The organism is Pseudomonas sp. DE0157 (genome assembly GCF_007678615.1).
Classification (GTDB): domain Bacteria; phylum Pseudomonadota; class Gammaproteobacteria; order Pseudomonadales; family Pseudomonadaceae; genus Aquipseudomonas; species Aquipseudomonas parafulva_B.
In genome coordinates this window covers 123177-149595 of record NZ_VEJN01000007.1, presented here as the reverse complement: position 1 = coordinate 149595, position 26419 = coordinate 123177, and the positions used below count along the sequence as shown (strand labels likewise).

General features: G+C 56.8%; 22 protein-coding genes and 4 pseudogenes. 13 read left to right on the top strand and 13 right to left on the bottom strand.

Going from position 1 to position 26419, the window contains the following annotated elements:
* Positions 1–795 precede the first annotated feature (795 nt).
* Positions 796–1014 (top strand): hypothetical protein, encoded by a 219-nt coding sequence (locus FS777_RS11445; RefSeq protein ID WP_145255518.1) that lies wholly within the window; start codon positions 796–798, stop codon positions 1012–1014.
* A gap of 601 nt (positions 1015–1615) precedes the next feature.
* On the opposite strand, the gene FS777_RS11435 is transcribed toward FS777_RS11445, so the two are convergent.
* From FS777_RS11435 to FS777_RS11410, 6 genes are all read right to left on the bottom strand, one after another.
* Positions 1616–2068 (bottom strand): hypothetical protein, encoded by a 453-nt coding sequence (locus FS777_RS11435; protein ID WP_145255513.1) that lies wholly within the window; start codon positions 2066–2068, stop codon positions 1616–1618.
* Positions 2068–2559 carry a hypothetical protein gene (locus tag FS777_RS11430; protein ID WP_145255510.1) on the bottom strand — a complete coding sequence of 164 codons (492 nt, stop codon included), beginning with the start codon at positions 2557–2559 and terminating at the stop codon, positions 2068–2070. The genes FS777_RS11435 and FS777_RS11430 overlap by 1 nt, the downstream gene beginning before the upstream one ends.
* On the bottom strand, positions 2556–2948 hold the full coding sequence (locus tag FS777_RS11425; RefSeq protein ID WP_256675171.1) for a hypothetical protein: 393 nt from the start codon (positions 2946–2948) through the stop codon (positions 2556–2558). Before FS777_RS11425 ends, FS777_RS11430 begins: the two co-directional genes overlap by 4 nt.
* Positions 2949–3159: 211 nt before the next feature.
* On the bottom strand, positions 3160–5037 hold the full coding sequence (locus FS777_RS11420) for an integrase (RefSeq protein ID WP_145255507.1): 1878 nt from the start codon (positions 5035–5037) through the stop codon (positions 3160–3162).
* 47 nt (positions 5038–5084) lie between these two features.
* A complete protein-coding gene (locus FS777_RS11415) occupies positions 5085–6911 on the bottom strand; it encodes an integrase (protein ID WP_256675170.1) in 1827 nt (608 codons plus the stop codon).
* A 61-nt stretch (positions 6912–6972) separates the two neighbouring features.
* Entirely contained in the window at positions 6973–8334 is a 1362-nt protein-coding gene (locus tag FS777_RS11410; protein WP_256675169.1) for a site-specific integrase, read from the bottom strand.
* A gap of 676 nt (positions 8335–9010) precedes the next feature.
* Here FS777_RS11410 and FS777_RS11405 point away from each other — a divergent pair.
* Positions 9011–9806: pseudogene (locus tag FS777_RS11405) on the top strand (IS5 family transposase).
* A 603-nt stretch (positions 9807–10409) separates the two neighbouring features.
* Here FS777_RS11405 and FS777_RS11400 read toward each other — a convergent pair.
* Positions 10410–11111 (bottom strand): annotated as a pseudogene (locus FS777_RS11400) (mechanosensitive ion channel domain-containing protein); the annotation flags it as partial.
* Positions 11112–11251: 140 nt separating this feature from the next.
* Between FS777_RS11400 and FS777_RS11395 the strand changes: the two are divergent.
* On the top strand, positions 11252–12574 hold the full coding sequence (locus FS777_RS11395; protein ID WP_058605602.1) for a DEAD/DEAH box helicase: 1323 nt from the start codon (positions 11252–11254) through the stop codon (positions 12572–12574).
* A gap of 59 nt (positions 12575–12633) precedes the next feature.
* On the opposite strand, the gene FS777_RS11390 is transcribed toward FS777_RS11395, so the two are convergent.
* Entirely contained in the window at positions 12634–12906 is a 273-nt protein-coding gene (locus tag FS777_RS11390; protein ID WP_058637590.1) for a hypothetical protein, read from the bottom strand.
* A gap of 200 nt (positions 12907–13106) precedes the next feature.
* On the opposite strand from FS777_RS11390, the gene FS777_RS11385 reads away from it, so the two are divergent.
* From FS777_RS11385 to FS777_RS11370, 6 genes and pseudogenes are all read left to right on the top strand, one after another.
* Positions 13107–13514 (top strand): hypothetical protein, encoded by a 408-nt coding sequence (locus tag FS777_RS11385; RefSeq protein ID WP_058637591.1) that lies wholly within the window; start codon positions 13107–13109, stop codon positions 13512–13514.
* 95 nt (positions 13515–13609) lie between these two features.
* Positions 13610–14536, top strand: coding sequence for a DMT family transporter (locus tag FS777_RS11380; protein WP_145255498.1), 927 nt, complete (start codon positions 13610–13612; stop codon positions 14534–14536).
* Positions 14537–14726: 190 nt separating this feature from the next.
* A complete protein-coding gene (locus tag FS777_RS21780; RefSeq protein WP_023533827.1) occupies positions 14727–14855 on the top strand; it encodes a PA1414 family protein in 129 nt (42 codons plus the stop codon).
* Between the two features lie 348 nt (positions 14856–15203).
* A pseudogene (locus FS777_RS21910) lies at positions 15204–15485 on the top strand (PAS domain-containing protein); the annotation flags it as partial.
* 309 nt (positions 15486–15794) lie between these two features.
* Positions 15795–16769: pseudogene (locus FS777_RS21905) on the top strand (methyl-accepting chemotaxis protein); the annotation flags it as partial.
* Positions 16770–16859: 90 nt separating this feature from the next.
* Complete coding sequence (locus FS777_RS11370) at positions 16860–17471, top strand: tRNA-uridine aminocarboxypropyltransferase (protein WP_078478910.1); 612 nt, start codon at positions 16860–16862, stop codon at positions 17469–17471.
* Between the two features lie 17 nt (positions 17472–17488).
* Here FS777_RS11370 and FS777_RS11365 read toward each other — a convergent pair whose 3' ends face one another.
* The 3 genes from FS777_RS11365 to FS777_RS11355 form a co-directional block, all read right to left on the bottom strand.
* On the bottom strand, positions 17489–18847 hold the full coding sequence (locus FS777_RS11365; RefSeq protein WP_145255492.1) for a TolC family outer membrane protein: 1359 nt from the start codon (positions 18845–18847) through the stop codon (positions 17489–17491).
* Positions 18848–19157: 310 nt separating this feature from the next.
* Positions 19158–19523 (bottom strand): YbaN family protein, encoded by a 366-nt coding sequence (locus FS777_RS11360; protein ID WP_058637596.1) that lies wholly within the window; start codon positions 19521–19523, stop codon positions 19158–19160.
* A 7-nt stretch (positions 19524–19530) separates the two neighbouring features.
* Positions 19531–20118: a UPF0149 family protein gene (locus tag FS777_RS11355; RefSeq protein ID WP_027915890.1), complete on the bottom strand. Its 588-nt coding sequence runs from the start codon at positions 20116–20118 to the stop codon at positions 19531–19533.
* Between the two features lie 241 nt (positions 20119–20359).
* Between FS777_RS11355 and recQ the strand changes: the two genes are divergently transcribed.
* The 3 genes from recQ (at position 20360) to FS777_RS11335 (ending at position 23400) form a co-directional block, all read left to right on the top strand.
* On the top strand, positions 20360–22504 hold the full coding sequence (gene recQ, locus FS777_RS11345; protein ID WP_145255488.1) for a DNA helicase RecQ: 2145 nt from the start codon (positions 20360–20362) through the stop codon (positions 22502–22504).
* A 151-nt stretch (positions 22505–22655) separates the two neighbouring features.
* Positions 22656–23093 (top strand): MarR family transcriptional regulator, encoded by a 438-nt coding sequence (locus FS777_RS11340; RefSeq protein WP_058605594.1) that lies wholly within the window; start codon positions 22656–22658, stop codon positions 23091–23093.
* A 25-nt stretch (positions 23094–23118) separates the two neighbouring features.
* Positions 23119–23400, top strand: a complete 282-nt coding sequence (locus tag FS777_RS11335; RefSeq protein ID WP_058637598.1) for a SelT/SelW/SelH family protein — start codon at positions 23119–23121, stop codon at positions 23398–23400.
* A 41-nt stretch (positions 23401–23441) separates the two neighbouring features.
* Here FS777_RS11335 and FS777_RS11330 read toward each other — a convergent pair whose 3' ends face one another.
* Positions 23442–23753, bottom strand: coding sequence for a DUF962 domain-containing protein (locus FS777_RS11330; protein ID WP_058605592.1), 312 nt, complete (start codon positions 23751–23753; stop codon positions 23442–23444).
* A 152-nt stretch (positions 23754–23905) separates the two neighbouring features.
* Here FS777_RS11330 and FS777_RS11325 point away from each other — a divergent pair, with 152 nt between their 5' ends.
* Entirely contained in the window at positions 23906–24967 is a 1062-nt protein-coding gene (locus FS777_RS11325; RefSeq protein ID WP_058605591.1) for an AraC family transcriptional regulator, read from the top strand.
* On the opposite strand, the gene FS777_RS11320 is transcribed toward FS777_RS11325, so the two are convergent.
* Positions 24924–26378: a TrkH family potassium uptake protein gene (locus FS777_RS11320; protein WP_058605590.1), complete on the bottom strand. Its 1455-nt coding sequence runs from the start codon at positions 26376–26378 to the stop codon at positions 24924–24926. The genes FS777_RS11325 and FS777_RS11320 overlap by 44 nt on opposite strands.
* Positions 26379–26419 lie beyond the last annotated feature (41 nt).

Sequence of the window (26419 nt, the reverse complement as noted above, 5' to 3'; positions counted from 1 at the left end):
CGCGTCTGAGAGTAAGGAGTCAGCTTCCTCAGAGAACATCAATTGGGCCCAGCGTTCACGCTTTATCGTTGAAAGCGTGGCAAAGAAGCAGCTCTCGCAAAGATGGAGTTCATAGGCTTCGGGGTTTTGCTGCGAGCCTGATTTCCACACCGCGCTCAGCACGGCGTACTGGGGATGGCCGTCATCAGTAGGGCAAGCCTGGCCGCAACGGTCGCAAACTACGCTGACCGCAACGGCTGCGAGGGTCGACTCTATGATCATCTTTGGCTCTCCCGTAAGACTGAGGCTTGTTCCACTGCTCGGGTGCGTCTATGAACAGTTAGGGTTTCCCGTACCTAGTGATGAAGAATGAGTGCCCTTTGACTACGAGCGCGGAGATGCCAGCAAGCTGAAAAACACCTTCTTCGTCAGGGAGGAACTCATCGGCAAGCTCACCACCTTCCCGGGTAGAAAGAGGTGCTGATCTCATGGCTATTCCTCTCCTGGGGGGATAACAAGAAATGAAGACTATGACGCTGGAGTGGTCAAGGAAGCGAGAGAAAAAATCCATTAAAATCAGTATGTTAAGAACATACCATTAAGATAGGGGTGCCCAATTTTAAGGGCGATTTCTTAGAGAGCAATCGCCCAGGTCGTACTCCGGAAGCTGATATGCTGACATGGATGCGAGGCAAGCGGAGCGCGCAGGCGCGAGGATGAAAGCCCGAAGGGCCGAGACGCCGAATGGTGGCTCGGTTCACGCCAGCCGGCCCGGGAGGGCGTGCCCGAGCAAGACAAATTCTGATGGAGGCACTTATGAGTCGTGACGCGAAGGACACCGTGTACTGCAGCATCCAAATGCCCATGGCCCAAGGCCGAGAGTTCCTGGATCTGATAGCAAAGCTTCGCGCCTCAGGCGCTCATCCATCACTTGAATCGGTCTTCAAGGAAGCCGAGGGCGAACTGGAGATGTCCATCGAGTTCGTTGAGGGCATGCTCGCCGGCGAGGGCGGGCTCGGTCGTAAACCCCACTAGGAATTGCACAATGGCCAGTGATGACGATCTGCACCTTCGCGAAACCGCATGGCGGAAAGCGCTATGGATGCTCGCAGACCTCACACCTGGTGATCCTCGAGCCGCTGACGCCTTGGTCATCCTCGATCACATTGACCCCCAAGATCAGCGCAGCTCACTCCCATCGGTACCGGCCACCGAGAGGCCAGGCGGAACCTTGATTGTGCGCGACCCAGACATTCCGCAGCCATGGCGAGAGCGCTTCTTATGTGCGAGCCGAGGATCAACACGTCTAGTGGAAGGCGCGTACTACCGGGACTGGGAGAAGTTTGTCAGCGAGTGGAAGCGAGAAATGGCCCATTTGGAACTCCACAGGCATGCACGTAGAAACGGATGATGGTAAATAGTACATGACGTGTACTTTAGAACCTACTCAACCAACATGCCGGACTATGAATGCTTAAAGCGTCGTTGTCAGCTTGAACGACAAGCATTCATTGCACATTGGTTGAGTAGGGTGTTCTAGCCTGGTACTCATAGGATTCGCAAGCTGACCGCAGGTTCCAGGTAAGCCTTCCTCGCACACGAAGTGAGATTACTCTGGCATCTATTTTTTTTCAACTCACATCCCCAGATCTTGCTCAAGCTTCCATCCTCTCAAGCTACGCGATGAAAATCCCAAATCAAAGAGTGTCTCGAAAAGAGCCTCATTAAAGTCATTCCATTCGCTGTCGATTGGGGGCAGCCTGTCCATAGGCCATTGCTTCTGGATCAGATCGCGCAGCATCTCACTTAGAATGTAGCAAGGATCGCTGATAGCGCTTTGTGGGCACTCGAATTGAAGCTCTTCTTTCCCTACGACGGCGTACACATCTCGGTTGAATAGCGCTGAGACAGTAGGCTTTGAGAGTATCGGGGAAAAAGCGCTTCGAATCACAGCTTCTGACAGATGGAGAGACGATAACTTCCACACTTCTTGGATCAGTTGGTGTGTCCATCCTTTTGTTTTGCCCGACCACACGATGGCCTCGCTGATCGCCTTGGTGGTAATAAACGGCTTTCGTTTTCCGCCCATCAGATCACTCCCTTTGGTTCATACTCATGGGCCTGGACTGCTGACTTGAGGCTGGCATGCCATTTCAGCTCCATGCTCGTAACAGCCTTCCCGATGCTCTCCAAAGCAGGTCGACCAGCCTGGGATTCATCGAAGGAAGTGGTGGTTGAAAATCGCTCTGCGCTTACAACAGAAAAGAGGCCATTTTCAGAAGCGAGGAGCGTGTAGCGCATCGCGGACTCTTCATCCAGGCGCGTCCACGCATTACGTTCAGAGAGCAAGCCCTTTGGCGTCGTTTCAGAAGTTGCATCAGGCAATGCATCCTGCCGTTGAGCGAAGCGGAGGATAGCCTCCCTGGCCTCTTCAGGATCCATCGAAAGCCCACCTCGGTCAGTCACATAGTAGTTTTCCAATTTGTTGACGGCATCGATGAATGAGCGCTCTTGCTTTTTCTCCCAGTCACTCCGTTTATCTGGCCACAAGAAATTTAGGATCTTGTCCAGAATGCTCATTTCTCACCAGCCTTTCTGTTCTTTTCCTTCTGCGTAGCGATGTTCGTCACGTTGCTCAATGCTGAAAGGTCTTTCTCCAGCTCATCAATCTGAGAAATAAGCATTAATTCCCTGGCTAAACTATCGTGATAAAGATCTTTGAACAATTTTTCAGCACCCTTGTTGGGCTTTACGCTGTTTTCTTTTTTTTGTTTAGCTGCGGCTGCCTTGACTTTTTCTCGGAGCGGATTAAAGCACTCTCGATCTTTTCTTATGGAACCTTTACCGCGCCCAGCTTCCAAGGCCACGTTGTTGATGGTGATCTTGCTGCCCGGTGGCAAAATTTTCGGTTTATTTTCAATAAGTCGCTGAAGGGCGTCTTCATACTGACGAATGACATCTGAAATCATGATTTCAGGTCATCCGTAGGAATGCGGGTGTTCTGTGCTTGGTTGTGTGAAATTGGGGCTGGGAAGTAAATATCTTTACATCTGGACGGAGCCCTCTCACGACATGTTATTTTGACTAGATTATAGCAGCAAGTTTTTAGGCTTTGTGCGACAGCTTGGCTGCTAACAAGTTGCTGGAGAGCAGAGCGGTAAAGGTTAAGGGATTCTGAGGTCATGCGATCACCTGTGAAATTTTGTCTTTGAAGCGTTGCAGCATGCTGAGCTTGGTCTGCTCGGTATTGTACGCGAACGTTCCTTTTGGGAGACTTTCGATAACTTTGACTTGTATTAATACGGCTTGGTCAAGCTTGTTTTCTTTGATGCAGGCGTTGCTGCAGTTGAGGCAGGCGACATAGTTATGGTGCGCTCGCTCAAAGCATTCACCTACCTTGAGACAACCACCCATAATGGTTTCTTTATAGGATAGTAATCCCTGTTTTACTTTCTTCAGTGTTTCGGCGAAATTGGTGGCGATGTTGCCCAGGAACGAATCTTTAACATTGCGCTGATAGAAGGTGCCTGCGGCGCCATGAAGCGTTGCTTCTTCCATGATGACATCTTTCAAGAACAGGCTGGCCTCTGCTGGGATAGCGTGTTCTTTAAAGTATTTGGCAGTTTCAGGGTTGAGATCTTCGAAAAGATATTTGGCTGTAGCAAACCCTTTGGTGTAATACAGTGACATTTGAAGCAAGGTGTGCTGCAGCATCCGCTTCAAGGATGGGAGCGACACCAATCCACTCTGTGCGGCATATACTGCCATTGAGCGCCTAAATTGGTGAGTCGTCAATCGCCAGTTTTCACCCGGTTGGAATTCGACCTGAGACTGCCAGTCCCTGAGAGGATCCAGCATCACCAGCTCATTAAAGTCTTCGGGGCTAATGAGAGTTGCTGGGAAATTTTCCTCAAACTTGGAGGGGGGAAGATTGGCTTGAGTTAATTTCTTTGACTTGGATTTCTTGTTGTACTGGTTGGATGTTGGCAAATAAGACACGGAGAGGAAGAGGTAGTCCTGAGTGTCGACGTGTTTCGGAATGAATTTCTTAATGAGTTGCGTGATTTTCATTGCCGTTTCATATGGAAAGAGGAAGTCGGCTGAAGTAATCCATTTGGCTGGGCGAGGCTCTTTGGTAAGCTTGATGGTTAAGCCATGAACTACGTAAGTGTCTTCAGATAAATTTTCGACGCAATCCTCCTTCAGGAGGTATGCTTCTCGCTCGCGCATGGCTGTGAATACATGTATGAGCATTTTCGAAGCGTAATAGCACCGATTGAGATAGTTTCCGATATTTGATAGTTGGTTGAAATTATATTTTTCGCTGAATTCGGTAAGGCCGCATTCGTCCATGGCCTGGTTGAAAGGAACATTGGGGCGCAAAGGATCATTGGATACCTGCTTCATCCTCCCGTAGTAGGGGTTTGAGGCGACCCTCAAGTTGAGCTCTTCAATATTTTCTGCGATAGAGTTGTACTCCGTGAGAAGATCTTTGTAATTCGACATTTTTGCGAACAAGATTCTGCCAGGGATGACAGGGTGTTGTTCAGATTCGTCGTTTGACTCTCGGATAAGATGTTCAAGCAATTTTAGTGCAAGGGGAGATACAGGGTAGATGGAATCCTCAACTACCCTGTTGAGCATTGTCTGGAGAGTCCGTAGGTCAATGAGGGATTCAATGGTGTGAATGTATGCTCCGAGTTCAACTGGGTTTTCAAAAAGTTGAGCGAGAGTCAGCTTGTTTTTTGAGGCAAAAGTGTGGAGCTTGCGAAGAACGCCGTGGTTGGTCATTACCCCATCGTGACTAGGGAAAGAGCCCGTCCTCCTTGAGGGGCGATTGATCTGAGTGCAAATAATTTTCTTTGCTTGGGCCAAACTTTCTTGTTCAATGTTGTTTTTGGTGCTGAATTTGGAAAAGCACACCCAGGAACTCTTGAGGTGATGGTTGCTCAGATGAGGTGTGAACCATTTGTTGTGAGCAAAAATTGAAACGATATTTCCATCTGCGTCACGACTGATCACAGTATTTTTGTTTATTTCAGATACGTCCATGTTCATGTAAGCGTCGTTGCCTTTGCTTGAACGCTTTCTAGCGTTAGTCGAGTTCATTTCATGGCTCCAATGCGTACCAGGTTGTCGAGAAGTGCTGCCCAGTAGTCAGTCAAAAGCTCATTAGAAAAAACCTCTTTCTCAATGGTGTCTACTGTGGCATTGAATTCGTTTGAGGTTTTCCTGAGTTTTTCAATGATATAGTTAACTTTTTGAAGAGTTGCTCCATTTAACTTTTCAAACTCTTCAGCTGAAATTGATTGACTGCGTATTTCCCCGAGGAAGTATCGAAGGCTGAGCAATTTCCGTATGTCGTTGTCAGTCGCGTGCACCACGAAATGCTCGCAGAAAAGGCAGGTGATGAAGTTGCTGCAGGAGGGTTCGGCTACAGGTACTTCGATTTGTACCAACGGAATTGCGTTGCCCGGCTCAATGCAATGCCCTGATGGGATGCTCGCTTGCTTCTTCCGCTGCCAGCTTTTTTTGTGCGCATCAGCTAGAAGATTGTAAAAGGCGCTGATCTCCTTGGCGGCTACATCGTCAGCGGCGCTTGAGTATGCCTTGGCGATTGTGCCGACACTGCTTTGCATAATTTGGCTGGCAACCGCAATTCCGAACTCTTTCAGTAAATAGTTATATTTGTATAGCCTGAGTTTTCGGTAGCTCAGAAAGGGGAAGCTCTCATCGAGATAGTTACGTATGGCATCTCCAAGCTTTCTAAGTGCATTGGGCTGCAAAGGTCTCCACCGTTTTTCTACCAAAGCGGGTATTTGCATGAATAAAGAGTTTGTTGACCTTTCTCGCGTTAAAAATGATCTTAGCTTGAGATACTGTTCAAACTCTTTTACAAATCGGGTTGTGATTGTGAAACTTTGGATTTTCCTGCCTGCGCGCCATTTTACAGTCCTGAAACCCTGGGCGGTTGGTACTATTTCGTATTCACCTGTTAACCATTCCAGATCTCTGACTTGTTGTTCGTTCATCCCAGTGTTGGCAGCGAACATAAGAACAAAGCTGTCATGCGCCCATTTTCCCAAACGATGTCTGTGAGTGGTCAGTATTTGAGGGTTCTGATTCTCTGCCGCAATTGTCTCTAGTGCCTCGTGGTAACGCTTAATCCTAGATCTGTGCGTTTGGGGGGTCAGTGTGCCGGACTTGTAGTGCCATAAGCATGTGCTGGCTTCAGGCGGCGTTGCTCTCGGCGTATGACACAGCCAGTGGGTAGGGAGCACCCAAAGGCGTTCGCCCATTAAATTAACTTGGAGCGGATATTTCCAACCATTCAGCAGGGCTTCCGTGAATGCGTTGAAAATTTCAGTGCATAATCCCAGCCCATGAGCAACCTGTTGCTCCGGCGGGACAGGGGTTGGGTTATATTCATACTTAGAAGGTACTTTAGGAAGCGCTGCCTTGAAGTTAATTGTGCATTCAGGAAAGAACCAGTAAAGTACATTAAATGGTGTGCTTTGTTTGATCATGGCGGTATGGGTTGAATATTTCCCTTCCATGTGTTTGTCATAAGCGAATTTGGAGTAGTCTGTGTAAGCTTCGTAGTAACGTTCGGCACTATCAAAAAGGTCTGAGTGATCATTTTTGTAGCTCCAGCAAAGAAACTGATTAAGTTCACTACTATTTGAGCTGAACGTGCGTTGGCTGATTGCACCGGTTTTGACAGCAGTGATGGCGTTTCTTGCCCAACCGTCCAGTGCTTTGCACCTGCTCTCAATTAGATCGAACCTCTGGCATTGATAGAGGGCAGTGGCTCCAATGCGATAACGGTTGCGAAAACAGTGTGATCCTATGTGGAATACTGTTTCGTCTTTGGTCGCAAATGCCACTTGATGGATGCCAAGCTCATCAATTTTTGCGTTGATTTCTTGCATCGATAGCTTGTCAATCTCGACGATAGTAATACCGGAGACTTGACGTAGATATGATTTGATTTTAACTGTATACATAATTTTCAGAAATGTTTTGCAGGTGTTGTTCGAACATGCTCTGTGCTTGGAAAGTCAGTTCCCTATCCTCGCGGTAGTTTAGATATCTCTCTGTGGTAGAGATATGAGCATGTCCCATACGTTGCTGTACTTTGCCTAATGCTCGGGATATCAAGTGCGAACCTGGTGGTAAACCTTTAATCTTTTCTTCTAGAAGATTCATGCCAAAGCACGCCCTAAGATTGTGGAAGCGGAATTTGAAGGGTGATTCAAGCTTGTTGAGGGCAGGCTGAAGTCGGCTGGAAATAAATTTCCGAACTGAATAGCCCTCTTGGATTGGTTGGCTCTGCCCTCTCCTCATGTCACCTTTGGATATGTGGAATGGGTTGCCGTGCGATGTTAGGAATACGTATTGCGCACCTTCTGGTGGTTGTCCAGCCTTTGCAACTCTACGTTTGTAGCGTTCAGAGTTTATATATGTGTAGATAAGGCGATTTAGCCATGCTGGTATATAGATATTCATTTTTTTATTGTTTTTGTTGTCGGTGGTTGTATGGCGCCCGATTTGGATGGCTACCTCTTTGCCTTTCACCGCGTCTGGATCTAATATGTCAGAAGTTCGCAGGGTGTAGGTTGCTAGCGAGCGTGCGCCGCTAGTCAGTGCCAATAGAAAACTCAGAATCATCTCAGTGTTTTGAATTTCGAAAAGAACTTTTACGAGAGTGCGTTGTTGCTCTTCACTATATGGGTATAGCTTTCCGCCATCTACGATGTACTCACCTGTGTTGATCTCTTGTGATTGTTTTATGTTAAGATCTGTAGTAGTGACTTCTTTGCCGCTGCTAAACCCTTGCGAGTTGCTGAAGCGAACGTATCGTTTTTTCTCAATCCAGAGGTCTTGAGTTGGATGGTAATCGTGTCGATTTTTCATCCAGCGATAGAAGTTTACTACGGAGCTAATGCGCGAATTGGCCGTAGATACTGCGAGTAGGTTCCCATTTATTCTTTCTTCAAGCTCAGCCCTGTAGTGGTAGGTTGGCCGAAGGCTCTTTCGTGTTGGGGTTGAAAGATAGTCTATTTGATCGGCGGCTAAGGTGTTGATGTAGTCAACCAAGCCCTTTGCATACGATCTAAGCGTCTGATCGGAAGGAGGGTTGTACTCAGACGCTCGTGAAAGCAGGTAGAGAGACCCGTGGTGCCATATGGAGCCGTCCGGCTTCAGGATGACCGGGACGTTTCTTAATTCGTACTTGCCCGAGTCACTTTTGAAAGGCTGAATTACGTATTTGCCTTGGATAACCGTCGTCGCTTGAGGCCGTTCATCATTCGCAGCCTTTTCTGCCTTGAATACGGAGATGAGTGGAAGCACTACATAGCGATACTTCCTGTATGGAGTCTGGCGTGGCTTTCGGTTGACTATTGCAGGCATTTTCAGGCGGGCTGAGTGGGCTTGGGCAGGGGATTTAAAGTTCTCGAATACCCCCTGTCAAGCACTATTCAAAGTATGCTGAAAGTATCCTGATTTGCTTTTTTGGTCTTTAAATTAATATGTGCTTAATTGACAATATATATGTCTTTTTGATTTTTTTGTTTGTGGCTGGCCTGCCAGCCCTTGTGTCTCTAGGCCTTGAAGGTCTGAGGGTGGCAGGTCGCGGTATAAGTCTCGTGTCTCTTGTTATCTATAGTCAGCAAAAATTGAATAGCGAACCGTGCTCTAGGTTAATGGCGGGTTTTTCATTGGATCAAGGCAGTTACTGATGAACGGTCGTCGAGCAAGCTACTAGGGAGAGCTGGCTGACACTCTCTGGAACGACCTCAGCTCTTGTGGCATTGGGCTGGACACATTTAGTAGGCCTCGAGACTATTCGGGATTGTCCCGCCTACCAGGCTTTCTAGGCTCTGTACGAAATCCCGAGAAACCCAATTGTTGCCCCTCGAACGCTGAGACTTTGTAGAGTCCCCCGCCATCGACGGAAAGGAATTCTGTGATAGCAAAACGTTACGAACTCTCGGATCAGGCCTAGGGAGTAGTCTCCGATCTCTTCATCGAAACCCATGGCCGAGGGCGGCCGCGCCTGAACGACCGCCTGATGCTCGATGGCGTGCTCTGGGTACTCTGCTCGGGTGCAGCGTGGCGAGATATGTCGGAGCGATTCGGCCCATGGTCAACGGTGTATCAACGGTTTCGGGGCTGGCGGAATCAGGGAGCGTTCGATCAGGTGCTCAAACGCTTGCATCTGAGATTGAATGAGCAAGACATGATCGATCTGCAAACCTGGATGATCGACTCAACCGCAGTACGTGTAACCCGAGCCTCATCTGGCGCCGGAAAAAAAGGGGGGCCTGACGAGCCTGCCGGTCACGCTCTAGGCCGCAGTCGCGGCGGCCTGACAACCAAAATCCACATGCTCTGCGACGCCAACGGGTCACCGTTGCGCTTCCTTCTCTCTGGCGGTCAAGCCAGTGACATCAGCTACACCCAGCCTCTGCCGGACGAAGTCAGCATTCCATCAAGCGAACTTGGCCGCCCGCGCAAACGCTGTAAATGGCTGCTTGCCGACCAAGGACTACGACGCCGAAGCGTTACGCCGCTACTGAGACCAATATCGAATGCAACCCGTCATCCCTCTGCGCTCGATGTAGCGCAAGCCTAAGCCTGGTTTACCCAGACTCTTTGATCGGCCCAAGTACCGACAGCGCAACATCATCGAGCGCATGTTTGGCCGGCCGAAAGAGAACCGTCCGATCGTAACGCGCTTCGATAAACTCGCGAAAAGCTACGCCGCAATGGTCTCGTTGGCTTGTTCCATGCGTCGACATCTCTTTTCGTACAGAGCCTAGGCAATGCTCACAGAGGCTCAAAACATGGACTCATCGTGACAGGAGGGTGCGGTTATCAACAAAGTATCCCAGAGTGTCTGCTCCATCAGTCGAGAGGAGCATGGGTAAAACCGAACTGTGCCTGTGTTCGGGGCACGCTCCATGTGTTTTTCCCGAGGACTCGCAGAGCCTAAGTTGATATCGGGCTCTCACAGCGGATGTGGCTCAAATCGACTGAGATATGGTCACTTGTCTTCCGCACCTTTCCAGACCCACCAACTCTCTTTCTGTCATCTAGTAGGTATGGCTTCCATCGGTCTGAGTTAGCTGCACTCTGAGAAATTGATTAGCCGAGCGGCCTGCACCCGAGGATGGCCTCATTTGCCGGGGAGGGGGCTGTAATAGCTGTGGGGCGCGCACCAGCCTGTTGACGGATTTTCTGTTGGCTGCAGCGAAGGGGAGGCGACGGCACATAACCCAGTTGTTGGGCTTTCTGCGTTGCCTGCTGATGAAGTAACGGGGAGGGAGACTCGTGGCCTAGCTTGTGGAAAATCTTAGCGACGTGGTTGTCCATTTTTCGGGGGAACTCACGGGGATCAGTCAATCGGTGAAAACTCACGGGTGGTTCTGCACCTTGACCGTGTGCAGGGTGATGTCCACCACATCGCCATCGGCGCCGACCTGGGGCATTTCGATCCAGTCGCCGACGTGCAGCATGTCGTTGCTGGTCAGCTGCACGCTGGCCACGAATGACAAGAGCGTGTCCTTGTACACCAACAGCAGCACGGCTGACATCGCGCCCAGGCCTGACAGCAGTAGCAACGGTGAACGGTCGATAAGGGTGGCGACGATGACGATGGCCGCGAAGATCCACAGCATCATCTTGGCCAGTTGCACATAGCCCTTGATGGAGCGTGTGCGGGCGTGCTCGGTGCGGGCATAGATGTCGAGCAGGGCATCGAGCAGGCACGACAGGGCCATGGTCATGAACAGCAGCGTGAAAGCCAACGCCAGGTTGCCCAGAAAGTGCTGGGCGGTGTCGGACAACTCTGGCACCAGCTTGAGCCCGAACTGCAGGACCAGCGACGGTGTGGTCTGCGCCAGGCGGTGGAAAACCTTGTTGTGCCGCAGGTCGTCGAGCCATTTCAGGGCAGGCTGGCGTGCCAGCAGGCGAGCGCCGTGCAGCACCAGAAAGCGCGCCAGGCGCCCTAGAATCAGCGATATCACCAGCAGTACGGCCAGGCCGATAGCGGCGTGCAGCATGGGGTGTTGATCGAGGGTACCCCACAGGTCGAGGGAGTCGCGCCAGAAGCGTTGGATGTCCATGGGCTTGCTTACAGTCTTGTTGCCAAACGAGGCGTTATTAGAACGCGGATGGGCAGCCCCATGCCAAAAGAAATTCGGCTAAATCGCTAGAAAACGTTACCCTATGCAGCTGATTTCCGTACTTGCCTGAGGTTACCTCCGTGTTCTCCCAATTCGCCTTGCACGAACGCCTGCTCAAAGCCGTGGCCGAGCTTAACTTCGTCGAGCCTACCCCGGTGCAGGCCGCCGCCATTCCCCTGGCGCTGCAAGGGCGGGACCTGCGTGTCACCGCGCAGACCGGCAGTGGCAAGACGGCGGCGTTCGTTCTGCCGCTGCTCAATCGTCTGGTCGATCTGCGCGAGCGCCGTGTGGAGATTCGCGCGCTGATCCTGCTGCCCACCCGTGAGCTGGCACAGCAGACCCTCAAGCAGGTGCAGCTGTTCTCGCAGTTCACTTACATCAAGTCGGGCCTTGTAACCGGCGGCGAAGACTTCAAGGAACAGGCCGCCATGCTGCGCAAGGTGCCGGACGTGCTGATCGGCACGCCGGGCCGTTTGCTCGAGCAGCTCAACGCCGGCAACCTCGACCTGTCCCACGTCCAGGTGCTGATTCTGGACGAAGCCGACCGCATGCTCGACATGGGCTTTGCCGAGGACATGGAACGCCTGTGCAAGGAATGCGAAAACCGCGAGCAGACCCTGCTGTTCTCGGCCACTACCGGCGGCGCGGCGTTGCGCGACATGATCGGCAAGGTCCTGAAAGACCCTGAGCACCTGATGCTCAACAGCGTATCGCAGCTGGCCGAGGGCACCCGCCAGCAGATCATCACGGCCGACCATGACCAGCACAAAGAGCAGATCGTGCAATGGCTGCTGGCCAACGAAACCTTCGACAAGGCGATCATCTTCTCCAATACCCGCGCCATGGCTGACCGTATCTATGGCCACCTGGTCGCCAAGGACGTCAAGGCATTCGTGCTGCACGGCGAGAAGGACCAGAAAGACCGCAAGCTGGCCATCGAGCGCTTCAAGCAGGGCAGCTCCAAGGTGCTGGTCGCCACCGACGTGGCCGCGCGCGGCCTGGACATCGACGGCCTGGACTTGGTCATCAACTTCGACATGCCACGCAGCGGCGATGAATACGTGCACCGTGTGGGTCGTACCGGGCGCGCCGGGGGCGAAGGCCTGGCGATCTCGCTGATCACCCATAACGACTGGAACCTGATGTCCAGCATCGAGCGCTACCTTAAGCAGCAGTTCGAGCGCCGGGTCATCAAGGAAGTCAAAGGCACCTATAGCGGGCCCAAGAAAGTCAAGGCGTCTGGTAAAGCTGCCAGCACCAAAAAGAAGAAAACGGACAAGAAAGGTGGCGACAAGAAGGCCAGTGCCAAGCGCAAGCCTACGGCCAAGCCAAGGGCCAACGCACCGTTGACCAGCTCCGATGGGCTCGCGCCGTTGAAGAAGCGCAAGCCGTCGGCCGAGTAAGGCCGGGTGCCTGTGCCAGGGCAGCGCTCAGCGCCGCCCTGGCAGCTACCGTCCTGGCGTCATCCTGCCTTTTTTTCGGCCGCTTTCAATTCCTTGATACGCGTGTCGATCAACTGACACTTGTCCGGCAAGTCCTTGCTGGCGGTGCCCAATTGCATGCCTTGCAGTTCCTCATTCATTTCCTTGGCCTTCGTCGGGTTCTGTTCGGTCAGTTGAGCCACCAGCCCAGCCAGTTCCTCGCGTTTTTGCGTCGCTTCTTCGGGCGTGCATGCCCAGGCGGGCAACGCGCTGAACAGTGTGACCAGGCATGTGATACGCAGCAGTGGTTTCATCCTTTGCTCCTCCGGCGTGGTTGATGGACGGTTGAGGCGCGGCGAGCCGATTGGTTCACGATCAGGGATAAGTGGCCAGGGTTCGGTGTGGCTTATTGCAGCTAAAGCACGTGACCTCCAGGCCATTTGCGCGGAACGTGCGCAGATTTGAAAGGTCCCACACCTGTGTACATCCTCGACGCACACCAGGAGGTAATCGCATGCGTACCATCTACAACTGGGACCTGATCGAACGCTTGTTGCATGAAGTGCAGAACGGCAGTGGGCAGAATTTCACGCCCCGCCCTTATGCCGAAGCGCACGCCGCTGACCTGGCGGCCAAGGGTGAACCCGTCGGTGACCTGGATCGCCTCAAAAGCCAGGCCTGCGAATACGAGAAGCTGCTTCTGGAGCGAGGCTATATTCAAAGCCGCCCGGAAGAGGAGGGTGGAAACGGCGAGAACTTCGTGCTGACCGAGCGAGGGTCGCGCCTGATGAGCCTGATCGACAGCAGCATTCCAGGCTTCGAACACCCGCGGCAAGTGCTGGATGATCAGGATGATGCGCTGGATGAAAGCACCTTTGAACACGTCTCGTCCAAGGCGCAGATTGCCGGTGGTGCCATTTAAAGCTGGCCAGCGAGGCATGCGTGAATTGATAATCCCGTGTCCCTTTTTTCAGGTGAATCACTGCGCATGCCTTTGCACCGTCTCGAGGTCCGCCGATGAGCGTGGCCCGCAAGAACCCCGATGCCTTTGCGTTTCAGGTCATGGTGGTGCTTTGCCTGATCTGGGGCAGCCAGCAGGTGCTGATCAAAACGGCCGCCGTGGACATTGCCCCAGTGATGCAGGCAACCCTGCGCAACTGCATCGCTGCGGTGCTGGTCGGGCTGATGGTACTGTGGCGCGGCGACTGGAAACAGGTAGGGGGGACTTGGCGAGCAGGTGTGTTGGCGGGCGGATTGTTCGGACTCGAGTTTCTGTTCATCGCCGAAGGACTCAAGCTGACCACGGCCGCTCACATGTCGGTGTTCTTGTACACAGCGCCCATCTTCACCGCCCTTGGCCTTCATTTCATGCTGCCCAGCGAACGGCTGAGACTGTTGCAATGGCTAGGCATACTGCTGGCGTTCGCGGGCATTGCACTGGCCTTTGTGGGTGGGACCTCATGGGCCGACATGGACGGGCGCACCTTGCTGGGGGATGCTTTCGGGGTACTCGCCGGCTTGGCGTGGGGCGCGACCACGGTCGTGGTCAGGGGGTCGCGGCTTTCCGAGGCACCGGCAACCCTTACCCTGTTCTATCAGCTAGCGGTAGGTTTTGTCGGCTTACTGCTTATTGGGCTGATCACGGGGCAGGCCGGCGATGTGGTCATGACGCCGCTGGCGATTGGGAGCGTGTTGTTCCAGGGCGTAATCGTCTCGTTCATCAGTTACCTGACCTGGTTCTGGCTGCTGCGCAAGTACCTGGCATCGAACCTGGCTGTGTTTTCATTCATCACGCCCCTGTTCGGCGTCACCTTCGGGGTGTTGATCCTGGGCGAACCGCTGACCGTGAACTTCGTGCTTGGCGCTGTGCTGGTGCTCGTGGGCGTGGTTCTGGTGAGTGCCGAACCCTGGGTACGGCAGCAACTGCGCAAATGGGTCGGGTAAGGCCAGAACCTAGCAGTAACATAGGGAAACGATTGGCGGTGCCAGGAAATCCCCCAAGCGGCTTGATCGGCGTCACAATCACCCCCATCTGTAAGATCAGACGTAGGCGTCAGCCCATACATGCGGCTATGATCTGTATAAGGCAGCGCCAAACTGATTCGCCGTTAGGCTTACCCGTAAAGGGGGCATTATGAATAAAGCACTGTACAACTGGCTCCACGACCTCGGGGTTGCCTTGGGTTTGATTCCGCCGCCCTTGCAGCCGGTGCCCATCCCGACTGATGAAAAGCAGCGCCCCCGTCAGCCACGCCGCCGCTGAGCGAGCGAAGGCCGCTCTACCTTTCGGGGCGGAGCGGCTTCTTTGTTCTAATTAGGCGTTTTTGTTCCTTGGCGCACCCGCTCTAGGGCTCTGGCTGTTCATAACGGCTTTCGGCAGCACTGATCGAGCCCTGCTTCTCCCTCCGTAATATCCCCCTTTCACCCACTCATCCCCGCGCTTTGCGACCTGTTTCAGCCAGCTGCGACACTGGCGTAAACATTGCGTTGATGTATTTCGTCAGGATGCAATAATTTCCTGCGGCTACGGCCTCCTATTTGAAAGCGCTCTGCTACATATCAACCTTGCGCCTACTTTTCTCCCATTTTCATCCTGCAAGGATCGCCGAAGATGCGCACGAACTTGCCCGTCACCGAGCATGAAAGAACCTTCCCCGGTGACCAGCGCCTGATCTCGACCACCGATCTCGATAGCCGAATCACCTACTGCAACGAAGCGTTCGTGGCCATCAGTGGCTTCACTTATGACGAACTGGTAGGTCAGCCCCACAATTTGGTACGTCATCCGGACATGCCCGCCGCGGTGTTTGGCCATATGTGGGACACCATCAAGCAGGGCAAGCCCTGGATGGGTATCGTCAAAAACCGAGCAAAGAACGGTGACTATTACTGGGTCAGTGCCTACGTCACGCCCATCTACGAACAAGGCCGCGTCAGTGGTTACGAGTCAGTGCGTTCAGTGCCCAGCCGCGCGCAGATCGCCCGTGCCGAGCGCCTGTATGCCCGCCTGCGCAGTGACCGTGCCCCGTTGCCGTGGGTAGCACGTGTGGGCCAACGCCTGGGGACTGGCTGGCCGCTTGCCGCCGCCGGAGCGCTATCGGCGTTCGCCTACGCCAGCCTGCCGGCCTACGCTGCACTGGCGGTATTGATGACCAGCCTGCTGCTGGCCTGGTACGTCATCGAGCGCCAGCACAGCCAAGCCATACAGCGCACGTTGGCCGCACACCCCAAGGCCTTCACCAGCCCGCTGGTGGCGCTGACCTATAGCGCCAGCCCCGGGCTGCATGGGCAAATGGATCTGGCCATTCTGAGTGAAGAAGCCCGCTTGCAAACCGCCTTGACCCGGCTTGAGGATGCAGGCGTGGGGGTAAAGGACCGGGCTTCACAATCCTCCAAACTGTCAGACACACAGGCCTCGATGCTTGACCGTCAACGCAGTGAAACGGATCAGTCCGCCACTGCCATCGCCGAGATGGCGGCAACCATCCAGCAGGTCACGCAGAACGTCCAGAGCACGGCCCATGCCGCCGGCGACGCCGATCAATTGGCTCAGCGCGGCAGTGAGCTGGCCCAGCAGAGCCTGCATGCGATGGACAGTATGAGCGATGCGGTCAGTGATATTGGCCAGGCCGTCAACGCACTCGCCCAGCAGACCCAGTCCATCGGCAGCGTGGTCGATGTGATCACAGCCATTGCCGAGCAGACCAACCTGCTGGCACTTAACGCTGCCATCGAAGCGGCCCGTGCGGGGGAGCAGGGGCGGGGGTTTGCCGTGGTGGCCGACGAGGTCCGTTCGCTGGCCCAGCGCACCCGCACTTCGACCGAGGAAATTCATCAGATCATCGCCACCCTGCGCGCGGGCACCGAGCGGGCAGTGGGCTCCGCCGGCCACGGCGAGCGCATCGCGCGCGACAGCAGGCAAAGCGTTGAGGCCGTGCAGAACGCGCTGGTCGGCATCGCCCAGGCGGTCAGCAGGATCACAGGCATGAGCCAACAGATGGCTGCTGCTTCCGAACAGCAAAGCCATGTGGCTGAAGACATCAACCAGCAGATCACGCGCATCGCCCAGTTGTGCGACCAAAGCGCTGGGCAGGCACGGCAAGGCGCGCAGATCAGCCAGGACCTCGAACGCATGGCCGACTATCTCTACGGCCTGGCCGAGCGCTTCAATCGCTGATCGCCCACACCTGCGCGGGGCACGCTTTGGGCTGAAGGCGTGCCGGTTGATCTGCGGTTCTGTGGCACACTGCGCGGCCAAGGAGACCTCATGTCCAGACCCCGCTGCGAGCGCTGCCTGCGCCCCCTCGACCATTGCCTCTGCGCCTTGATACCTGCGATCGGCAGCAGGACCCGCGTGTTGCTGTTGCAGCACCCAAGCGAAGCGTCCCATGCGCTGAACACGGCTCGCCTGGCAGCGTTAGGCTTGATCAATGCGCAGCTGCACGTGGGTGAGGTATTCGACGACCTGGACCGATGGCTGGCAATGCCGGGTTACCGGCCAGTGGTGTTGTTTCCGAGCGAGGGGGCGCAAGCGCTCGGGCCTTACACGCAGACCGACGACACACCGTTGTTGCTGGTCGTGCCGGACGGTACCTGGCGCAAGGCGCGCAAGCTGATGTATCTCAATCCGCTGCTGGCGGCTCTGCCGAAGGTCACCTTGGGGAATGTGACGCCGTCACGCTATCGTCTGCGCAAGGCGCCCGAGGCAGGCGCGCTTTCGACCATCGAGGCGGTGGTGCAGGCCTTGAACGTGCTGGAGTACCCTGCCAGCTTCGACGCGGTGCTGGCGCCGTTCGAGGCCCTGATCGAAGGGCAGATCCAAGCCATGGGTGCCGGCACCTACGAGCGCAATCATCACAAGGATACAGGGGCGCCCTGAGCGACGCCCCGATCTGGTCAGCGCATCTCGGGCAGATGAGCTTCAGTGCGCACTTCGGTGGCTGCGTAGGCGTCAGGCGGTAGCGAGATGCGCTGCTTGCTCAACAGCTCGCCCATGGTGGCCAGTACCCGGTAGCGGGAATAGGCTTCGGTGTAGCGCACCTCGGTGTAGCGACGGTCCGCGTTGTACAGCTCGTTCTCACTGTCGAGCACGTCCAGCAGGGTACGTTGGCCCAGACCGAACTGGTCCTGGTAGGCGGCGCGCACCCGTTTGGTGGTGTCGGCGTACTCGCGCGCGGTAGGCAGCTGCTTGCTGGCGTTGTTCAAGGCGTTCCAGGCCAGGCTCAGGTTTTCGGTCAGCTCGCGCAGTGCATTGTTGCGAATGTCCATGGCCTGGTTGATCTTGTGCGCGTCGGAGTTCAGGCGGGCCTTGTCGCTGCCGCCGCGGAACAGGTTGTAGTTCATCTCAACGCCTGCCTGCCAGTCGTTGTTGCTGTGGCCTTTTTCACCGCCGGTATTGTTGTTGGCACCGGTGGCCAGAATGGCATCAAAGCGCGGGTAGAAGGTCGACTTGGCAACCTTGTACTGCTCTTCGGCGGCGTTCACGTCCGCCTGGGCCGACTTGATGTAAGGGTTGTTCTGGCGCATGCCTTCACGGGCTTCTTCCAGCGTTGCAGGCATTTGCACGGTGACCGCTTGCGGGTCTTCCAGCTCATCTGGCACACGGCCGACGACACTGAAGAAGTTGGCCTCGGCATCGGCCAGGTCGACCTCGGCGGTATCGAGGTTGTTCTCCGCCAGGGCGCGACGGGCACGGGACTGGTCCAGGTCAGCTGTACTGCCGACACCCCGTTCGTTGCGCAGGCCGATCTGGTCGTTCACCCGCAGGTGGGCTTGCAGGTTGTTCTTGGCCAGGCTTACCAGTTCGCGGCGCTTGAGCACTTCCAGGTACACCTCGATGGCGCGCAAGGCAACGTCCTGAGCCACTGCCTGGGTGTAGTACGCACGGGAGGTGGAGACCGCTTGGGTGCGGCCCACTTCGCTGGAGGTGTTGAAGCCATCGAAGATCATCTGCCGCAGGCGCAGGTCGGCCTGGGAATAGTTGAGGGTTTCCTTGTTATGACGGCCTTCGGCACGCGTGTTGGCGTTGTCCGAGCGCTGGCGACCGTAGCCCGCCACCAGGTCGACGGATGGGTAGTAGCCGCCGCGGGCGAACTTCACATCTTCATCGGCAGACAACTTGCTGTTGCGGTTCGAGCTGACCTGGGGGTGGTAGTCCACAGCGCTTTGGACAGCTTCGGTGATCGACATCGCCTGCACGTGAGCACTTGCCAGAGCCAACAGCAACGCACTGGTGATGGGGTTCAAAAGACGCATGGGTACCTCTCCCTGATCCTGGGTTTTCCTACAAATCGCCAAAAAAATGACTATATTCCGATGCCGTATAGTGTTGCAGGTTTTTAAGCCCACAGCTAAGTACATTCATTGAGATGAGTAAGAAGATTTATTCATATCAACGTGCCATGTTCGACATTAATTGTCTAACGCTGCGAAGGGAAGCTGCTGACTCAGATGTCATCAAGCGCTGTCGAGCGGGCGCAAAGTGGCGGCTGCAGGCAGTTCCAGAACGAATCTAGATAAAAGAATGGCGGGGTAGGCCAAATTGATATTTGGCGACAAATTATTGTCACTCAGGCTGTCTGTAGGTTTTTTGCCGAAGAATGTAGAACGTTACACCCACCGCACTGGCCAGCATGAACAACCGTGCCCAGGGAAACGGAACCAGATAGCAGGAAACGGCGATGCTCAACCACATCAGGCCTATGGCATAGGCCTTGGCTTTGAGGGGCATACCCTCGCCGCCTAGGTAGCCCCGGATCCAGGGCCCCAGGCGAGGGTGATTGACCAACCAGTCGTGAAAGCGTGGCGAGCTGCGGGCAAAACACGCCGCTGCCAGCAGGAGAAACGGCGTGGTCGGCAGCACCGGCAGGAAGATGCCAACCACGCCCAGCGCCACGCTCAGCCAGCCGATGGCCAGCAGCAGGTAGCGCATGCCCGGCTTAGTGGTGACGGGGCTTGAGCAGGGCCGGTTTCTCTTCTGGGGCATGCAACAACAGGAACAGCGCGGTCAAGGCCTCGGGAATCTGCACGATCATGTCGTCCTGAAGGCTGGCATTGCTGGCGATGTCGGCAAATTCAGGCTGCTCGTCGAACAGGCCCGAACCGACCATGATCGGCAGCAGCATTTCGCTCACTTCCTCTTCGGCATTCTCGAACCAGGCTTCCTCGCGCAGGAAGACCCCTTCCATGAAACCGATGCACCAGCCGCGCAGGTCGGAGTCGTCAGGGTCATCGCCCAGATCCAGGTCGCAGGGCAGCTCGAACTCGTCATCACTGGCCAACTGGCGCGCGATATGGCCTTTGAGGGCAACCAGCGTGGCCTCGATCTCGACGCGTTGGGCCTCGCTGGCGTAGTGCGGTTCTTCGGCGAACAAGGCGTCGATCCATTCGCGCTCGGGCACCTCTTCGGCGTTGATCGACAAGGCAGTGAGGTAGCCGTGGGCGGCGACATAGTCCAGCGCTTCTTCGTGCAGCTCGTCGGCGTCGAGGAAGGCTTGCAGGCGGGTCAGTTGCTCGGCGAAGGACATTACGGGGCTACCTTGGGAATAAACGATACCGAATTCTAGCACCTTGCAGCGTCAGCGGGGCAAAGACACACCCATCGCAACGGTGCCAGTGCAGGGAGCGGGTGCGGTATACTTGGCGGTTTCCAGCCAAGGGCCCACCGTTGTCGGGCCCTTGGCAAAAACCGCTTACGCATTCGGCGTGTGCGGCGCGGGTTTTTCGTCCAGCCTGTAGCGGGGTGGTACGGCGTTTTTGGAGTTGCACATGCTCGAACAGGCTCAGCGCGTTCTCAAGGACATCTTCGGCTACGACAGCTTCCGAGGGCGCCAGGCAGCGATCATCGAATGCGTAGCCAATGGTGGCGATGCCCTGGTGCTGATGCCCACAGGTGGCGGCAAGTCGCTGTGTTTCCAGGTACCGGGGTTGCTGCGCCCAGGCCTGACTGTGGTGGTGTCGCCGTTGATCGCACTGATGGACGACCAGGTCGCCACGCTCGATGAACTGGGGGTGTCGGCCGCTGCCCTGAACTCCACGCTCAATGCCGAGCAACAACGGGAACTGGCTGGGCGCCTGCGCCGCGGCGAGGTGAAGATGCTCTACCTGGCGCCAGAGCGCCTGGTGCAACCGCGCATGCTCGATTTTCTGCGCGACCTGGACATTTCGCTGTTCGCCATCGACGAAGCCCACTGCGTGTCCCAGTGGGGCCACGATTTTCGCCCCGAATACTTGCAACTGGGCCAACTGGCCGAGCTGTTCCCGCATGTGCCACGTATTGCGCTCACCGCGACCGCAGACATGCGTACCCGGGAGGAAATCGTCCAGCGCCTGCACCTGCAGGGGGCCGAGCGCTTCCTCTCGAGCTTCGACCGGCCGAACATCTTCTACCGCATCGTCCCCAAGGAAGCGCCCCGCAGGCAGCTCATGGCGTTTCTGGGCGAACGCCGTGGCAACGCTGGCATCGTCTATTGCCTGTCGCGCAAGAAAGTCGACGAAACCGCTGCGTTTCTCTGCGACCAGGGCTTCCCCGCGCTGCCTTACCACGCCGGCCTGCCGGCTGAGACGCGCTCGGCCAACCAGCATCGGTTCCTCAACGAAGAAGGGCTGATCATGGTCGCGACCATCGCCTTCGGCATGGGCATCGACAAGCCCAACGTGCGTTTCGTCGCGCACCTGGACCTGCCAAAGTCGCTGGAAGCCTACTATCAGGAAACCGGTCGTGCCGGTCGTGACGGCCTGCCTTCGGACGCTTGGATGGCGTACGGCTTGCAGGACATGGTCATGCTCAAGCAGATGCTGCAGAACTCCGAGGGTGACGAGCGCCACAAGCGCATCGAACAGCACAAGCTCGACGCAATGCTTGCCTTGTGCGAGGAGACACGCTGCCGACGCCAGACCTTGCTGACGTACTTCGATGAGACGCTGGAACAACCCTGCGGGCACTGCGACAACTGTGTCGACAACGTGCAGACGTGGGATGCCACCGAGCCCGCCCGCCAGGCATTGTCAGCAGTGTTTCGCACCGGCCAGCGCTATGGCGTGGGGCATCTGGTGGACGTGCTGCTGGGCAAAAGCACCGAGAAAGTGACTAATTTCGGTCATGACAAGCTGTCGGTGTTCGGCGTCGGCAAGGCGCTGGCCGAGGCCGACTGGCGCTCGCTGTTCCGCCAACTGGTAGCCCGTGGCCTGGTCGACATCGACCTGGAAGGCTACGGCGGCCTGCGCCTGTCGGACAGCTGCCGCCCGCTGCTGCGCGGCGAAGTCACGTTGCAACTGCGCCGTGATCTGAAACCGCAAACCGTAGCCAAGGCCTCGTCTTCTGGCGGCAGCCCGGCGAGCCAGTTGGTGCGTGCAGAAGAACGCGAATTGTGGGAAGCGCTGCGCACCTTGCGCCGCAAGCTTGCCGAAGAGCATCGCGTCCCGCCTTACGTCATCTTCCCGGACTCCACCTTGCTTGAGATGCTGCGCAGCCAGCCGGTGACCCTGAGTGACATGGCGCAGGTCAGCGGTGTCGGCGCCCGCAAGCTGGAACGCTACGGGCAGGCATTCCTGGAAGTGCTCAATGGCAGCGGCGGCACCCCCGAGGCGCCGAAGGTGGTACTGGACTTGCGTCATGAACTGGTCAGCTTGGCCCGCGCTGGCATGACGCCGGCGCAGATCGCCGGTCAGCTCGACTGCACTGAAAAGAACGTCTACAGCCTTCTGGCTGAGGCCTTGGGGCGTCAGGAGCTTAACCTTGAACAGGCGCTGGACCTGCCGGAAGATCTTCTGTCGGAGATCCAGGATGCCTTCCTCGACGGCGAAGGCGAATTGCCACCCGTTTCCACCATTGCGCCGTTGTTCGGATCGCGTGTGCCAGACGGCGTCCTGCACTGCGTGCGCGCCGCCTTGGCGGCTGAGTTCGAGCTGTGACAGTGCGCGCTACCGGCTCGGCCCGAGCGGTTTGCTGATCCGTGTCACGCCAGCGCACATTTACCCTGCAGCAGCGCACCCCGACGGCTTGCCTCGTCGGGCTGCGCATGATTAGCTGCCTAACAATTAGAACTGTTCGACGAGTCGCTTTATGCCCCTGACTGACAATCAACACCGCTTCGGCATGCAGCTTGCCCAGATGTCCCGTGGTTGGCGCGCCGAGCTTGATCGCCGTCTGGCCGGCCTCAACCTGTCACAGGCGCGGTGGCTGGTGCTGCTGCACCTGGCACGGTTCGAGGAAGCGCCCACCCAACGCGAACTGGCGCAGAGCGTCGGCGTGGAGGGCCCGACCCTGGCACGGTTGCTCGATAGTCTCGAAGGGCAGGGGCTGGTGCGTCGCCAGGCCGTTGTCGAAGACCGGCGGGCCAAGAAGATCCTGCTGTGCCCCCCAGCCAAGCCCCTGATCGAGCAGATCGAGACCATCGCCAATCAGCTACGCATCGAGCTTTTCACAGGCGTCGATGAAGCGGACCTTGAGGTCTGCATGCGGGTCCATGCCAAGATTCTGAGCAACCTGGAAAAGCCCTGATCCACCGTTTGCGAGGCGCATCACCATGACCGAGCCAAAGCCTGAAGTCGTCATCACCTATTGCACCCAGTGCCAGTGGCTGCTGCGTGCCGGCTGGCTGGCCCAGGAGCTACTCAGTACGTTTGGCCAGGACCTGGGGCAGGTGGCCTTGCAGCCGGGTACCGGCGGCGTTTTTCGCATCACCTGCGATGGCGTGCAGGTGTGGGAGCGCAAAGCCGATGGCGGCTTCCCTGAAGCAAAAGTGCTCAAGCAACGCGTACGCGATCAGATCGATCCACAGCGCGACCTGGGTCACAACGATCGCTAACCCCCCCGGCCGTGTCGATACTGCAGGCCGGCCCCTTGGCGTCAGAGGCGCACCTTGCCCAGCAGCACGTCCCTGAACATCGCGAAGTCGCCTAGCAAGCTATAGAAGGGATAGGTGAAGGTCGCAGGCCGATTCTTCTCGAAAAAGTAATGCCCTACCCAGGCCAGGCCGTAGCCGACCACGGGCACCGCCAGCAGCAGCATCCACTTGCCGCTGCCGATGGCGTAGGCCAGCAGAGCAATGACCAGGCTGGTGCCCACGAAGTGCAGGCGGCGGCACGTGGGGTTGCTGTGTTCACCGAGGTAGTAGGGGTAGAACTCGGCGAAGGTTCGGAATTGCGCTGTGCGGTCCATGACACTGCTCCGGAATATTGACTGGGAATGATAGACACGGCGTGGAGCCTGATTCGAGTCTAGAGTCACTGACGAGGCGTACCAGTGACAATAGGCGCCAATTGAGTATCCTTGGGGTTCACCGCAGGAGCGGTCAGCATAAGAAGCGTGCCATGAGCGAAAGAACCACCTCCGCCAGCTGGGCATCTGGAATCGTCAAGGCGCTGGAGCTCGAAGGGCTCGATTGCCAGGCCATGTTCAAGCAGCTGGGGCTGGATTTCGCTGCTCTCGACGATCCGGATGCGCGCTTCCCGCAGGACGCCATGACCCGGCTCTGGCAACTGGCGGTGGAGCTATCAGGCAATGAAGCAATCGGCCTGAACATGGCGCGCGTGGTCAGGCCGGCATCCTTCCATGTAGTGGGCTACGCGCTGATGTCCAGCCGCACGCTGGCCGAAGGCTTCGCACGGCTGGTGCGCTATCAGCGCATCATCGCCGAGAGCTCTGACTTGAGCTTCATCCTCACCCCCGAAGGCTATTCGCTGATCCTGACCGTGCACGGCGACCACCTGCCGCCCACCCGGCACAGTGCCGAGGCGTCGCTGGCCTGCGCCCTGTCGCTGTGCAAATGGCTCAGCGGCCGGCCGGTCCAGCCGCGACGGGTGCTGATACAGGGGCCGCCGCCCAAGCACCTAGAACCCTACAAAGTGGCCTTTCATTCCCCACTGATCTTCAATGCGCCCCATGATGCCCTGGTGTTCGAGCGGGCTGACATGGAGGCGCCACTGCCCACAGCCAACGAAGCCATGGCCGTATTGCACGACCGGTTCGCCGGTGAATACCTGGCACGCTTCTCGGAGACCCGCGTGACCCACCGGGTGCGCCAGGTGCTGTGCCGCATCCTGCCCCAGGGCGAGCCCAAGCGTGAAACCCTGGCACAGGCGTTGCACCTGTCCCAGCGCACCTTGCAGCGCCGGTTGCAGGATGAGGGCACAAGCTTCCAGGCGTTGCTCGACGATACCCGACGCGAACTGGCCGAACAGTACTTGGCCCAGCCCAACATGACCCTGCTGGAAACCGCCTACCTGCTTGGCTTTGCCGACCCTAGCAACTTTTACCGGGCCTTTCGCCGTTGGTTTGGCGTCACGCCCAGCGAGTACCGGGCTCGCCTGGGCACCGATATCGACGGAGTCAGTGACGCCAGAAAGCCGGCATGCACAACACCAGCACGGTGATGATTTCCAGCCGGCCCAGCAGCATGCCGCCGGCCAGGATCCACTTGGCGGCGTCGGGCAGCTTGGCGTAGTTACCCGACGGCCCGATCACTTCGCCAAGGCCCGGGCCCACACCGGACACCGTCCCGGCCGCGCCGGTCAGGGCGGTCATCCAGTCGACCCCCAGCAATGACAGCAGCAACGCCATCACGCAGATGGTGATGGCGAAAAAGAAGGAAAACGTGAGGATCGAGCGTACGATTTCTTCGTCGAGGCGGTGCCCGTTGTACTTCTGCTTGATTACTGCCCGGGGGTGAATCAACTGGTTGAGGTTGGCCTTGAGCAGGATATAGGCCACCTGAAAGCGAAATATCTTGATGCCGCCGGCCGTCGAACCGGAACACCCGCCCACGAACCCCAGGTAGAAGAACAGCATCAACGAAAAGTTGCCCCACAGACTGTAGTCACCCAACGCAAAGCCTGTGGTGGTCACGACCGAGGTCACGTTCAGCGCGACGTGCCGCAAGGCATCGAGCCAGTGCAGGTTGGTGGTGTACCAGTACCAGGTGCCCAGGATCACCCAGGTCGCCACCAGCATGCCCAGCAAGCCCTGCACCTGTTGATCGCGGATCAGGGCCCCGCGGTTGCCGCGCAACGTGGCCACGTACAGGGTGAACGGCAGGCTGCCGAGGATCATCACCACCACGGCCACCCAGTGCACGGCGGGCATGTCCCACTTGGCCAGGGACTGGTCGGAAGTTGAAAAACCGCCGGTGGAAATCGCCGACATGGCATGGTTGATCGCATCGAACGGGCTCATGCCGGCCCACCAGAACGCCAGGGCACCGAAGATGGAAAAGCCGACATAGACCCCGACGATGGACTTGGCGACCATGTGCGAGCGCGGCATCACTTTCTCGGAGCGGTCCGAGGATTCGGTCTGGAACAGCCTCATGCCACCGATGCGCAGCAGGGGAAGAATGGCCACCGCCATGGCGATGAAGCCAATACCGCCCAGCCAGTGCAGCATCGAGCGCCACATCAGGATGCCGGGCGACATGCTGTCCAGGCCGCTGAGTACGGTAGCGCCGGTGGCGGTGATGCCCGACATGCTTTCGAAAAACGCATCGGTGTAGCTGATGTGCTGCGTAAGCAGAAAGGGCAGGGCAGCGAACACGCACACCACCACCCAGGAGCACACCGTCAACAGGTACATGTCGCGTGGACGCAGGTGCACGTGTTCCGGCCTGCCGGGCACCACCAGCAGCAGGCCCGCCACGAAGGTGATCAGGCTCGACCAGAGAAAGGACGGCAGGTCGCGGGTGTGTTCGAAGATCACCAGGGTGGCCATGGGGACAGCCATGCCCACGGCGAGCGTGATGAGGAAGATGCCGATGATGAAACCAATGATCCTTAGGGTCGGCAACGCCATGTGTTCTGCTCGGGCTCGAAACGGAAGGGCGCCATTCTACC

Bases quoted from the DNA above. Each gene is read 5' to 3' on its own strand.
- FS777_RS11445 (WP_145255518.1), top strand. From the start codon at position 796: ATGAGTCGTGACGCGAAGGACACCGTGTACTGCAGCATCCAAATGCCC.
- FS777_RS11435 (WP_145255513.1), bottom strand. From the start codon at position 2,068: ATGGGCGGAAAACGAAAGCCGTTTATTACCACCAAGGCGATCAGCGAG.
- FS777_RS11430 (WP_145255510.1), bottom strand. From the start codon at position 2,559: ATGAGCATTCTGGACAAGATCCTAAATTTCTTGTGGCCAGATAAACGG.
- FS777_RS11425 (WP_256675171.1), bottom strand. From the start codon at position 2,948: ATGATTTCAGATGTCATTCGTCAGTATGAAGACGCCCTTCAGCGACTT.
- FS777_RS11420 (WP_145255507.1), bottom strand. From the start codon at position 5,037: ATGAACATGGACGTATCTGAAATAAACAAAAATACTGTGATCAGTCGT.
- FS777_RS11415 (WP_256675170.1), bottom strand. From the start codon at position 6,911: ATGCAAGAAATCAACGCAAAAATTGATGAGCTTGGCATCCATCAAGTG.
- FS777_RS11390 (WP_058637590.1), bottom strand. From the start codon at position 12,906: ATGAAACCACTGCTGCGTATCACATGCCTGGTCACACTGTTCAGCGCG.
- FS777_RS11385 (WP_058637591.1), top strand. From the start codon at position 13,107: ATGCGTACCATCTACAACTGGGACCTGATCGAACGCTTGTTGCATGAA.
- FS777_RS11380 (WP_145255498.1), top strand. From the start codon at position 13,610: ATGAGCGTGGCCCGCAAGAACCCCGATGCCTTTGCGTTTCAGGTCATG.
- FS777_RS21780 (WP_023533827.1), top strand. From the start codon at position 14,727: ATGAATAAAGCACTGTACAACTGGCTCCACGACCTCGGGGTTGCCTTG.
- FS777_RS11370 (WP_078478910.1), top strand. From the start codon at position 16,860: ATGTCCAGACCCCGCTGCGAGCGCTGCCTGCGCCCCCTCGACCATTGC.
- FS777_RS11365 (WP_145255492.1), bottom strand. From the start codon at position 18,847: ATGCGTCTTTTGAACCCCATCACCAGTGCGTTGCTGTTGGCTCTGGCA.
- FS777_RS11360 (WP_058637596.1), bottom strand. From the start codon at position 19,523: ATGCGCTACCTGCTGCTGGCCATCGGCTGGCTGAGCGTGGCGCTGGGC.
- FS777_RS11355 (WP_027915890.1), bottom strand. From the start codon at position 20,118: ATGTCCTTCGCCGAGCAACTGACCCGCCTGCAAGCCTTCCTCGACGCC.
- recQ (WP_145255488.1), top strand. From the start codon at position 20,360: ATGCTCGAACAGGCTCAGCGCGTTCTCAAGGACATCTTCGGCTACGAC.
- FS777_RS11340 (WP_058605594.1), top strand. From the start codon at position 22,656: ATGCCCCTGACTGACAATCAACACCGCTTCGGCATGCAGCTTGCCCAG.
- FS777_RS11335 (WP_058637598.1), top strand. From the start codon at position 23,119: ATGACCGAGCCAAAGCCTGAAGTCGTCATCACCTATTGCACCCAGTGC.
- FS777_RS11330 (WP_058605592.1), bottom strand. From the start codon at position 23,753: ATGGACCGCACAGCGCAATTCCGAACCTTCGCCGAGTTCTACCCCTAC.
- FS777_RS11325 (WP_058605591.1), top strand. From the start codon at position 23,906: ATGAGCGAAAGAACCACCTCCGCCAGCTGGGCATCTGGAATCGTCAAG.
- FS777_RS11320 (WP_058605590.1), bottom strand. From the start codon at position 26,378: ATGGCGTTGCCGACCCTAAGGATCATTGGTTTCATCATCGGCATCTTC.